This is a genomic window from Janthinobacterium sp. OK676, from assembly GCF_900103595.1.
In the GTDB taxonomy this organism is placed as follows: domain Bacteria; phylum Pseudomonadota; class Gammaproteobacteria; order Burkholderiales; family Burkholderiaceae_D; genus Janthinobacterium.
In genome coordinates, this window is sequence record NZ_FNHA01000005.1 from 204622 (window position 1) to 216775 (window position 12154).

Here is a 12154-nt window from a genome sequence, read left to right on the forward strand (position 1 = left end):
TTACACAAACGTGCTCGACTGTAGAGAGTTTCGTGTTGCGGGGCAGGGCGATGTGTGGCGGAAGATTGATTTTTGTCGCGTGGACGGCTTACCGGGGGGCATTGCGCCCCCTGGCTGTGCTGCTTACTTCTTCTGTTCTTTCTTGACGTCGGCCTGCACCACCACCGGTTCGGCCTTGGCCAGTTGCACCGGCAAGCCCTTCAGGTGATTGAGCGCCTGGTGCAATTGGAAATCGTCCTTGCTGCCAAATTCCAGCGGCTTGCGGGTCTTTTCCAGGGCGATGATGCGCAATTGCTCTTCCATCTCGTCGTTGACGGGGGCCGCTTTGGCGCTTTCTTGGTCGCGGTCGTTGCTCAGGTGCTTGGTCAGGTCCGCTTCGCGGATGCGCAAGCCGTTCAAGCCGTCGCCGTCCGCATTTTCATCGACCAGCAGGTCGGGCACGATGCCCTTGGCCTGGATCGAGCGGCCGTTCGGCGTGTAGTAGCGGGCCGTCGTCAGCTTGACGGCCGTGTCGGCCGTCAATTGACGGATGGTTTGCACGGAACCCTTGCCGAAGGTTTGCGTGCCGATGATGGTGGCGCGCTTGTAATCCTGCAGGGCGCCGGCGACGATTTCCGAGGCCGAGGCCGAACCCGTGTTGACGAGCACTACCAGCGGTACTTTCTTGATGGCGGGCGGCAATTTCGCCAGCGCGTCGCCTTCCGAGCGGAAGTTATAGTATTCGGCGCGGCCATAAAATACCTGTTTCGAGTCCGGTAATTGGCCGTTGGTCGAGACGATGGGCGCGTCCTTCGGCAGGAAGGCGGCCGAGACGCCGATGGCGCCCTGCAGCACGCCGCCCGGATCGTTGCGCAGGTCCAGCACCATGCCCTTGATGTTCGGATCCTGTTGATATAGCGCTGTGATCTGCGCGGCCATGTCGTCGACGGTCGGTTCCTGGAATTGCGACACGCGCAGCCAGGCGTAGCCCGGCTCGACCATCTTCGCCTTCACGCTTTTTTGATGGATTTCCTCGCGCGTGATGGTGAAGGCCAGCGGCTGCGGTTCATCCTTGCGGGCAATGGTCAGCGACACCTTGGTGCCCGGTTCACCGCGCATGCGCTTGACGTTATCGTCGAGGCTGACGCCTTTCACGGGCTGGCCGTCGAGGCGGGTGATCAAGTCGCCGGCCTTGATGCCGGCGCGGTAGGCGGGCGAATCCTCGATGGGCGAGACGATCTTGATGTAGCCGTCTTCGCTGAGGCCGATTTCAATGCCCAGGCCGACGAACTTGCCTTCGGAGCCTTCGCGCAGCTCGGCGTAGGCTTTCTTGTCCAGGTAGGCGGAATGGGGGTCGAGCGAGGCGACCATGCCGGAAATGGCGTCTTCCAGCAGTTTCTTGTCTTCCACCGGTTCGACGTAATCGGACTTGATCAGGCCAAACACGTCGGCCAGCTGGCGCAGCTCTTCCAGCGGCAGGGGCGGTTCGACGGTCTTTTGCGCCATGGCGGAAAATTGCAGCGACACGGCGACGCCGGCCACCACGCCCAGGCCGATCAAGCCGGTATTTTTGAGTTTGCCCATCTTTGCACCTTTGCAGCTAGCGTGTCTTGCACAAGCGCCAGTCCCCGTGGAGCGGCGCTTTGTTGAAAGTATAGACCTGAATCTCTGCCGGCGTGGGCCGGCCGTGGAAAAAGCGTGCCTGGAGCCAGTCTACGCGCGAAAACGGGGCTGCCAGCTTGCCATATGTTGCGGTTTTGTATGCGATGTATAGTGAGTCTTGAGGGGAGTAAGCATTTGTAAGAGTCGAAAAAAAGCGTGTGCGGCGGCCCTATAGTGGATTCGCATTCTCGACCCGAAGTGGTTTTGCCTGCGTCCGCGGACGCAGGCTTTTTTTTATCCGGAGCCCCATGATCTCGCTGACCTTTCCCAACGCCGTGCGCCGTCTCGGCCTGGCCTTGCTGCTGGGCACAACCGCCTTGACCGCCTCGGCCGTGCCGATTGCCGAGATGCGCCTGGAAGACTTGTTGCCGATGGCGCCCGATTTCAAGGCGGAATTGAAACTCAATGCGAATCAAAGCACCTTGTGGCAACAGGTGGAAGGGAAATCCCGCCAACTCTTGCGCGAACGCAAGGCGCGCCGCGAACGCCTGCAAGCAGGCGTGACGCAGGGCTTGCAGGCGCCCCGGCTGGAGCTGCGCGACTTGCTCGCCGGCCTGGACACGGAAAGCACACAGAGCCTGGCCGAAGAAAAGCAGCTGCGCGAATGGTGGCTGAGCGTCAACGATGCCCTGGACGAGAACCAGCGCCAGATGGTGGCCCAGTTCATCGCCGGCCAGATGGCGCGCGTGATGGACGCCGCCATGCCCCGCAGCGAATCGCGTGGCGTTCCCGGTGGCGAGCACGGTGGCCGCAAGGGCGGCAAGGGCGGAATGGGGGGCGTGACTATGGGCAGTGGAGGCGCCGGCATGACGATACCGGACAACTAAGGGCAAGCAAGGAGGCAGTCCCGGGGGGCAAGGATGGTCAAATGGCATGCTCGCGTGCTACATTCCTGCAGCGCCTGGCGCGGCAGGCTATCCGCCCTAAGCCATCCGCCCGGTCTTTTTGACATGCCCCATAAGGACAATCCGTGAATCGCTATCTCTTGAGCAGTCTGACCCTGACCCTGTTGGCTGCGTTTGCCCATGCCGCCGAACCCGTATCCGCCGTTGCCGCTCCGACCGTGGCCCCAAGTGTCGCACCTGCCGCACCTGCCGCCGCTGGCGTCGTTTCCGGCATCGATGTGCAGTACATCGACCCTGCCGTGCGCGTGCAGGACGATTTCTTTACCCATTTGAACGGCAAGTGGCTGGCCACGGCCGAGATTCCCGCCGACAAGTCGAGCTGGGGTTCATTCGCCAAGCTGCGCGACGATACGACGCCGCAATTGCGCGGCATCATCGTCGCTACGCAGCAGGACAAAACCAAGAAAGCCGGTTCCGAAGCGCAGAAAATCGCCGACCTGTACGCGAGCTACATGGATGAAGCCAAGCTCGAAGCGCTGGGCACGAAGCCGCTGGCCGGCGAACTGAACCGTATCCGCTCGCTGCGCGACAAGAAGGGCGTGCCGGCCCTGATCGCCCACCTGAGCCAGACGGGCGTGTCGACCCCGTACGCCGTCTACGTGGGCCAGGATGCGCGCGCCTCGACGAAATATGCGGCTTACGTGAGTCAAAGCGGCCTGGGCATGCCCGACCGCGACTATTACCTGGAAGCCAAGCAGGCTGGCGTGAAGGAAAAATACCAGGCGCACGTGGAAAAAATGCTGGCCATGGCTGGCGACAAGAACGCCGCCGCGCGCGCCAAGGCTGTCGTTGCGCTGGAAACGGCCCTGGCTGAAGTGCAATGGACCAAGGTCGAGAACCGCGACCCCGTCAAACGCTACAACAAGACCGACATCAATCAACTCAACGACCTGACCCCGGGCTACGACCTGAAGTCGGGCCTGGCCGCCCTCGGTATCGCCAACAAGGTCGATTACGTCATCGTCAACCAGCCAAGCTACCTGGCCGGCTACAACAAGGTGCTCGCGTCCGCCGACCTGGACACCGTGAAAGCGTATTTCGAATGGCAGTTGCTGCGCAGCTATGCCAGCTACCTGTCGAAAAACTTCGTCGATGAAAGCTTTGCCTTCTACGGCACGGTACTGAGCGGCGTGAAGGAAAACCAGCCGCGCTGGAAGCGTGGCGTGGGCGCCGTCGAAGGCGTGCTGGGCGAAGCCGTCGGCAAACTGTATGTCGCGCAATATTTCCCGGCAGAGCGCAAGGCGCACATGCAGGAACTGGTGAAAAACGTGCTGGCCGCCTACAAGGACAGCATCGACACCTTGGACTGGATGAGCCCGGAGACCAAGAAGGAAGCGCAAGCCAAGCTGGCCAAGTTTACGCCGAAGATCGCATATCCGAACAAATGGCGCGATTACACGAAGCTGCAAATCGTCCAGGGTGATCTGGTGGGCAACATGATGCGCGCCGCCAACTTCGGCTCCGCCCGTCAGGTGGCCAAACTGGGCAAACCGATCGACCGCGAAGAGTGGGGCATGACGCCGCAAACGGTGAACGCCTATTACAGCTCGACGATGAATGAAATCGTCTTCCCGGCGTCCATCCTGCAGCCGCCGTTCTTTGACGCCAACGCGGACGACGCCGTCAACTATGGCGCCATCGGCGCCGTCATCGGCCATGAAATCAGCCACGGCTTCGACGACAAGGGCAGCCAGTCCGATGGCGACGGCAACCTGCGCGACTGGTGGACCCCGGCCGACCGCAAGAACTTCGCGGCCAAGGCCGACGCGCTGACCAGGCAATATGACGGCTACAGCCCATTGCCGGGCTACCACGTCAACGGCGCGCTGACCCTGGGCGAGAACATCGCCGACAACTCGGGCGTGGCGATCGCCTATAAAGCCTATAAAATCTCGCTGGGCGGCAAGCCGGCGCCCGTGCTTGATGGCTTGACGGGCGACCAGCGCTTCTACATGGGCTTTGGCCAGGTGTGGCGCAGCAAGATGCGCGAAGCGCAGCAGATCGTGCAGATCAAGACCGATCCCCATTCGCCGGGCCAGTACCGCGCCAATGGCACCATGGTCAACCAGCCTGGCTTCTATGAAGCGTTTGGCGTGAAACCGGGCGACAAGATGTATGTTGCTCCGGAAAACCGCGTGATCATCTGGTAAACGTCATCCGACACACCGATGGCGCTCACAATGTTGTCGGCTTACGCCCTCTGGGCTAAGCCGACCTACGCCATGTAAACGTTATCTTGTCACAACAAAAAAGACCACGTGCGTGGTCTTTTTTGCATTCTGGCCAAAGTTCTTTCTGTCATTTCAGCCGGTATGCTACAGTCAAAAACCGGGCCAGAAGCCCTGGGCCTTCTGACCCTTATATTCCACACAATACAATATAGAGGACAACCGTGAATCGTTATTTGTTAAGTGCATTGACCCTGAGTTTGCTGGCCGGCGTGTCCGGCATGGCTGGCGCCGCTGATAGCGCCAAGAAAGCCGCCGCCGCTCCCGCCACGGCCGTCGCCGCCGCGGCGCTGACGTCCGGCATCGCCGTCGAATACGTCGACCCTGCCGTGCGCGCGCAGGACGATCTGTTCCAGCACCTGAATGGCAAATGGCTGGCGGAAACCGTGATTCCTGCCGACAAGTCGAGCTGGGGCAGCTTTGCCAAGCTGGCCGACGATACGCAAACCCAGCTGCGCGGCATCGTCGAAGGCGCTGCCGCCGACAAGGCCCGCGCGGCCGGTTCGAATGCCCAGAAGATCGGTGATTTTTATAACAGCTTCATGGACGAAGCCAAGCTGGAAAGCCTGGGCCTGACCCCCTTGAATGCGGAGCTGGCGAAGATCGCCGCGCTGCAGGACAAGGCGGAATTGCCGGCCGTGATCGCCCACTTCAGCAAGCTGGGCGTGACTTCGCCTTACGACTTCGGCATCCACCAGGACGCCAAGGACTCCACCAAATACGTGGCCGACATCGTGCAAAGCGGCCTGGGCTTGCCTGACCGCGATTACTACCTGGAAGAAGGCAAGGCCGATACGCGCGCCAAATACCTGGCCCACGTGGAAAAAATGCTGAGCCTGGCTGGCGACGCGAACGCTGCCGCCAATGCCAAGGCCATCCTGGCGCTGGAAACGGAACTGGCCAAGGCGCAATGGAGCAATGTGCAGAACCGCGACCCCGTCAAAACCTACAACAAGGTGGAACTGGCGAAACTGGCTGCCGTGGCGCCAGGTTACGACTGGGCCCGCTACCTGACGGACACGGGCATCGCCGGCAAGGTCAATTATGTGATCGTCAGCCAGCCCAGCTACCTGAAAGGCTTTGCCGAGATCGCCAACAAGACGCCACTGGAAACGTGGAAAGCATATTTCCAGTGGCACTTGCTGCACGCCAACGCCGGTTACCTGCCGAAAGCGTATGTCGATGAAAACTTCGCGTTTTATGGCACCACCCTGACGGGCGTGACGGAAATGCGTCCGCGCTGGAAACGCGGCGTGGGCGCCGTCGAAGGCGCGCTGGGCGAAGCCGTGGGCCAGCTGTACGTCGAGCAATATTTCCCGGCCGAGCGCAAGGTGCGCATGGAAGCGCTGGTGAAAAACCTGATGACGGCCTACAAGCAAAGCATCGACAAGCTCGACTGGATGAGTCCTGTCACCAAGAAACAGGCGCAAATCAAGCTGGCCAAATTTACCACCAAGATCGGTTATCCGAACAAATGGCGCGACTACTCGGGCCTGGAAGTGAAGCCGGACGACCTGGTCGGTAACATCCAGCGTTCGCACTTGCTGAACTACAACCGCGAGCTGAACAAGCTGGGCCAGCCGATCGACCGCGACGAGTGGGGCATGACGCCGCAGACCGTGAACGCTTATTACAATCCTGAGCTGAACGAAATCGTCTTCCCGGCCGCCATCCTGCAAGCGCCGTTCTTCGACGCCAACGCGGACGACGCCGTCAATTATGGCGCCATCGGCGGCGTCATCGGCCATGAAATCAGCCACGGCTTCGACGACCAGGGCGCCCAGTACGACGGCGACGGCAATCTGCGCGACTGGTGGACCAAGGCCGACCATAAAAACTTCGCCAAGAAAACCAAGCAGCTGGTGGCGCAGTACAACGGCTTCAGCCCGGTGAAAGGCCATTTCGTCAATGGCGAACTGACCCTGGGCGAGAACATCGCCGACAATTCCGGCGTGGCGATCGCGTATAAAGCATACAAATTGTCGCTCAATGGCAAGAAGGCCCCCGTCATCGACGGTTTCACGGGCGAGCAGCGCTTCTACGCGGGCTTTGCCCAAGTCTGGCGCATGAAGATGCGTGAAGCGCAGCAACTGGTCTTGCTGAAAACGGACCCGCATTCGCCAGGCCAGTTCCGCGCCAACGGCACCATGCGCAACCAGCCCGGCTTCTATCAAGCTTTCGACGTGAAACCGGGCGACAAGATGTATCTGCCACCGAAAGACCGCGTCATCATGTGGTAACAGCAGTGCTGACGCGCTAGTATCGAGCCGCCCCGCTATCAAGCCGGGCGGCTTTTTCATGTCCGTCGCGAACGTCGCATAAGTCGGATTAGCGGCACGCGTAATCCGACAAATCGCTTGCTTATGCGCAGGCGAAAAAAAACCGCCCATCTGGGCGGTTCCTGGTTCAGCGCGCTGGCTGAATTATTTGGCAGGCTCGGCTGCAGGAGCAGCGCCATCGGCGGCAGCGGCCGGTGCCGGCACTTCCGGTTCCTTGAACTTGCCGCCCGACGCATTGGCCATGTAGACGACGGCGCGCGCCACTTCCACATCGTCGAGGTCGGGATTGCCGCCCTTGGCCGGCATCGCGCGCAAGCCTTCGACGGCGTGTTTCAGGACCGTATCGTAGCCTTGGGCCAGGCGGGCCGACCAGCTGCCCGCGTCGCCAAATTTCGGTGCACCGGCCACGCCGGCGCCATGGCAAGCCACGCAGGTGGCCGTGTAGACGGCTTCGCCGCTTTGCAGCACTTTCGGACCGCTGGCATCCTTGAAGGTAAAGCCGGCGTTGGCAACCGGACTCAAGCGCTCGGCAATGGCTTCCGGCGACTGGCTGTCCGTACCGGCGCCCGTCAGTTTTTGCGACGTGACGAACTGCACCAGCAGGATGATGCCGATGACGGTGATGAGGAAGAAGCCAGCTACGGCGGCAAGCAATTGTTTAGGCGTTTTGATCGCTGATTGTTGTTCGTTATGTGCGTCGCTCATGATGTCCTTAGTCCAGATTTGAAACTGATGGCCGTGTAAGGTAGCATTTTTACATGCTTGGATGTAAACCTTTATGAAACCCACAATTATAAGCACAAAAATTGAGCAGTGACATGCAATTGCCAGCGATACGACAGTTTCCGTAGACGTAGGTAAAGAAAAACGGTATCCTTCGCATCACTTCAGAAATTCCCCCTACGCGGCTGTAGCTCAGTGGATAGAGTATTGGCCTCCGAAGCCAAGGGTCGTGGGTTCGATCCCCGCCAGCCGCACCAAGATTTTCAATAGACTTCCACTGTTATTGCGGATTTCGCGTTGTTTATCTTCATTTGATTATCTCAATTCAATTCCACGCAAGCGATACGTAAGCACTTTTCAAACGAACAGTCTTACCTATACCAATGCTTGTTGAGCAGAAGCATGCCTGTGTAGACGCCTAGTCCTCCAGTCATTCTTGTTATACGCTCTAATGTTTATGGCACGGTGTAATGTGTTTCCTCAAATCCTGCGGTGTGCATCCGAATCTCATCGCCAGATGCAAATTGGATGCCTTCAAGGTAGCCAATTTCTAACTTTGCTCCTGGGGCTATCTGTATTGACTTCCTGGAGACGGCTTTTGTGGTTGGATTAAGTGTTCCCATCACAACCGACAGTTGCAAGGCTGACGTGTTCGTGAATATAGCGACAAGTCCACGGCCCATCGCGGAACGTCGCATCTCGATACGCACTGGGAGGACGGGGAGGCGCGATTTTTCTTGGTCGAGCGCCATTTGCGCGGACTCGGCTTTAGATTTCTCCGCTTCGACATTTTCTCTTTCCACTGCAAGAGCCTGTTCCTTACTATTCACTTCCGACGATAGCTGAGCTGACTTCGCAGCTAAGGTCTGAGCATCGGTACGGGAAGAATTGAGATCTGACTTCAATTCCGCCGAGCGTGCGACTTCCTTCGCAATCTCCAACTGCAAAGCAGCGACGGTGATTTTCTGCGCTTCAAGGTCGCGAGTCGCTTGGTAGTACAGGGCTGCAAGAATGATTGAAGCGATGGCTAGCGCAGCCAAGATGCCCCACAATACGACAGAAGTTCGCTGGGCTGTTGGTGATGACTCAGAATGCATAGATTCTTTCGGGAGGTGAGGGGGACCAAAGCTAGTGTAACGGTTGGTACTTGGAGTGTCCAATTGACAATATAGAGGTATGCGGGTCATTGACTTGGCGCATGTGTCACTTTTCCCCCATTTGGTTGAGATTGCCGTGTCAAGAAATCCTGGGCGCCGCATTGCCACGCGATGCTGTCGGCATCTCCCCTTCCGCTTCAACAATCCCAGCAAAACCTGCGCTGCCGCCTTTGAGAAGGTAGGATGCTGGCCTTTAGTCAACATCCCATCCGTCAATGTCATCCGGTCAGCGCCTTGCGCGCTGGCCTGCCCCGCTTTTCATGCTGTACGCCAACGCTGCCACTTTTTTGTGCAGTCACTTCTGGGGAGCATCCCCGACGCCCCTGCCGTTGTCTGTTTGCAACCTCCAAAGTCCTCCAGCCGCTGATATCAATATTGATATCGAAACAGTGGAAAAATTGATTGGAGAGATTATCGCCCAGCCCCTAAGATAAACGCCGAGCATGCGAACGACATGCAAGCGATACAAAAAATATCAATACAATATCTGGAGATTCATGATGCGCAACGCCACCGGCCCGCTCGCGGCCACTTCCCCTCGTCCATTCACCTTGAAGGCAGCCGTTGCGGCACTGGCCGGTATCGGTCTGCTGAGCACGGCTTCGGTGTGGGCGCAGGATGCGGTGGTGGCCGATGCCGGTGCCGAGCCGGCGGCGGAAGTGTCCGTCGTGACCGTCAGCGGCGTGCGCCGTTCGGCGCAAAATTCGCAGCAGATCAAGATGCGCTCGGACCAGGTCATCGACTCCATCGTGGCCGACGACATCGGCAAATTCCCTGACAACAACGTGGCCGAAACCCTGGCGCGCATTTCCGGCATCCAGATCCGCCGCGATTCGGGCGAAGCGAGCGCCGTCATGATCCGCGGCTTGCGCGATGTCACGACCCTGCTCAACGGCCGCGAACTGTTCACCACCACGGGCCGCTACGTCAACCTGGCCGACATTCCCGCCACCATGCTGCAGCGCGTCGATGTCTATAAATCGCAGGGCGCGGACCAGGTCGAGGGCGGCGTGGCCGGCATCATCGACGTGCGCACCAACCGCCCGTTCGATTTCAAGGACTTCACGGCCAGCGTGAATACGCGCGCCGTCTACAGCGACAAATCCAAGGCCACCGACCCGAACATCAGCGGCATGGTGGCTAACCGCTGGAAAACGGGCATCGGCGAAGTGGGCGCGCTGCTGGGCTTGTCGCAGCAGCAGCACCGTTATCACGAGGAACGCGCTTTCAGTACCGCTCCCGTGGATAAAAGCTTCCTGTCGCCCGGTTTGACGGGGCCGGACCAGGTGGGCTTGCTGCCAATCAAGGGCGACCGCCGCCGCACGACGGCCAATGCCGTGCTGCAATGGCGCCCGAACGCCGACGTCGAACTGTACGCGGAAGGCATGGCCACGCGCTTCCTGCTCGATGCCGAGTCCGATTACTTTGTCGGCTTGCCATGGTGGGGCACGCCTGTTTCGGCCACCAAAATTCCCGGCACCGACCAGCTGCAAACGCTCACGTCCACCAACGTCAACACCATCATGTCGACGCAGGCGAACAAGAACCAGACGAAGACGCATCAATTTGCCGTCGGCGGCTTGTGGGATATCAATCCTGAATGGCGTTTCACGTCGGAAGTGGCCAGCACCCGGAGCACGTATGACTGGCGCAACCCGATCCTTGATGCGATTACCGTCGTGCCGAATGCCCGTATCAATACCAACCAGAACGGCACCTTGCACGTGGACTACACGGGCAGCGATTTGCAAGACCCGTCGAACTACTATCTGAAGGGCTTTTTCGACCGCTACGGCCGTGACCAGGGCAGCTCGAACGACGTGCGTGCCGACCTGGCGTACACGCCGAGCGCGGGCGGCATCTTCAAGGAAATCAGCGTCGGCCTGCGCGGCGTCAAGCGCGAAGCCGAATCGATCAAGAGTTTCGAGGGCAATGCGGAAGCACCGGACGTGTCCGGCGCCGCGTTCCCGTTCAGCCGCCAGAGCGTGACGTCGATTCCCGGTTTGAATTGCCTGTCGGAACCGATGTCCAGCGGCGGCCCCGACTATGGCTTGAAGCAGTGGTACACGCCATGCGCCAATTTCCTGCTCAATAACACGGGCACCATCCGCCAAGCCGTCACGGGCAGCGGCGCGGCGCGCGCCATGGACCCGGGCTCGTTCTTCAAGGATACGGAAAAAACGTACTCGATCTATACCAAGGCCAAGGTCGCCTTCAAGCTGGGCGCCTACCCCGTCGATGGCACCCTGGGCGTGCGCGTCGTGCGTACCGAACAAAGCTTGCAAGGCAACAGTTCGCAAGATGGCGTCTACACGCCCGTCATCAGCGACACGGCCAGCACCGACGTGCTGCCGAGCGTGGCCCTGAAAATCAAGCTGCGCTCGGACCTGGTCGGCCGCTTCGCTGCGGGCCGCACCATCAGCCGCCCGGGCTTTTCCCAGCTGAACCCGGGCGTGGCCCTCGTCAACTCGACGGAAACGGTGAAGGCCACGGGCGCGGGTGGCAATCCGAATTTGAAACCAGTCACGGGCGACAATGTCGATGCCGCGCTGGAATGGTATTTCGCGCCAGCCGGTTCCGTCACGGCCACCGTCTTCCACCACAAGTTCGACGGCTATATCCAGCAACGTATTTCCAGCGAAACCATCGCCGGCAAGACCTATGACGTGGACCGCCCGTACAACACGGCCGCCGGCAAGCTGCAAGGCCTGGAAATTGGCTACCAGCAGTTTTATGACGGCTTGCCTGGCCTGTTGAGCGGCCTGGGCTTGCAAGCGAACGGCACCTACATGAGCGGCACCACGGACGACGAGACGGGCAGCCATGCCATCACGGGCGTGTCGCGCTATGCCTACAACCTGGTCGTGCTGTACGAAAAAGACGCGTGGTCGGGCCGCCTGGCCTACAACTGGCGCTCGAAATTCATCGACACCTACAACCAGGGCGGCCCCGGCCTGGACTTGAAAGTGGCGCCGACGGCCCAGCTCGACGGTTCGCTGTCGTACAAGATCAACGACCAGTTCACCGTGACCCTCGACGGGAATAACTTGCTCGACACCAAGTTCAAGGATTATTGGAACACTGCGGGCGTGTATCCGCGCGATACGCGCCGTTATGACCGGACAGTCGGTTTATCTCTGCGCTGGAAAATGTAACTTGGTCGCACAGTAAAAAATCAAGGGCGTTGCCATGGTTTCGGCCGGCAACGCCCCTGTCAGTTG

Annotated in this window: 7 protein-coding genes and 1 tRNA gene; 5 read left to right on the forward strand and 3 right to left on the reverse strand. The window is 59.7% G+C overall.

The features are described from left to right. Positions 1-123 precede the first annotated feature (123 nt). Entirely contained in the window at positions 124-1563 is a 1440-nt protein-coding gene (locus BLU39_RS12400; RefSeq protein WP_092713348.1) for a S41 family peptidase, read from the reverse strand. Between the two features lie 326 nt (positions 1564-1889). On the opposite strand from BLU39_RS12400, the gene BLU39_RS12405 reads away from it, so the two are divergent. The 3 genes from BLU39_RS12405 (at position 1890) to BLU39_RS12415 (ending at position 7014) form a co-directional block, all read left to right on the forward strand. After that, positions 1890-2468 carry a hypothetical protein gene (locus BLU39_RS12405; protein ID WP_092713350.1) on the forward strand — a complete coding sequence of 193 codons (579 nt, stop codon included), beginning with the start codon at positions 1890-1892 and terminating at the stop codon, positions 2466-2468. 143 nt (positions 2469-2611) lie between these two features. After that, on the forward strand, positions 2612-4696 hold the full coding sequence (locus BLU39_RS12410; protein ID WP_092713352.1) for a M13 family metallopeptidase: 2085 nt from the start codon (positions 2612-2614) through the stop codon (positions 4694-4696). 242 nt (positions 4697-4938) lie between these two features. After that, a complete protein-coding gene (locus BLU39_RS12415; RefSeq protein WP_092713354.1) occupies positions 4939-7014 on the forward strand; it encodes a M13 family metallopeptidase in 2076 nt (691 codons plus the stop codon). Between the two features lie 183 nt (positions 7015-7197). Here the strand turns inward: BLU39_RS12415 and BLU39_RS12420 are convergent, their stop codons facing one another. Continuing rightward, positions 7198-7758 carry a c-type cytochrome gene (locus tag BLU39_RS12420; RefSeq protein ID WP_092713356.1) on the reverse strand — a complete coding sequence of 187 codons (561 nt, stop codon included), beginning with the start codon at positions 7756-7758 and terminating at the stop codon, positions 7198-7200. Positions 7759-7957: 199 nt separating this feature from the next. Between BLU39_RS12420 and BLU39_RS12425 the strand changes: the two genes are divergently transcribed. Next, positions 7958-8033: transfer RNA gene (locus BLU39_RS12425), tRNA-Arg, on the forward strand. Between the two features lie 198 nt (positions 8034-8231). On the opposite strand, the gene BLU39_RS12430 is transcribed toward BLU39_RS12425, so the two are convergent. Then, entirely contained in the window at positions 8232-8816 is a 585-nt protein-coding gene (locus BLU39_RS12430; protein WP_139178241.1) for a hypothetical protein, read from the reverse strand. A gap of 614 nt (positions 8817-9430) precedes the next feature. On the opposite strand from BLU39_RS12430, the gene BLU39_RS12435 reads away from it, so the two are divergent. After that, entirely contained in the window at positions 9431-12088 is a 2658-nt protein-coding gene (locus BLU39_RS12435) for a TonB-dependent receptor (RefSeq protein ID WP_092713360.1), read from the forward strand. The last annotated feature ends 66 nt before the right edge of the window (positions 12089-12154 follow it).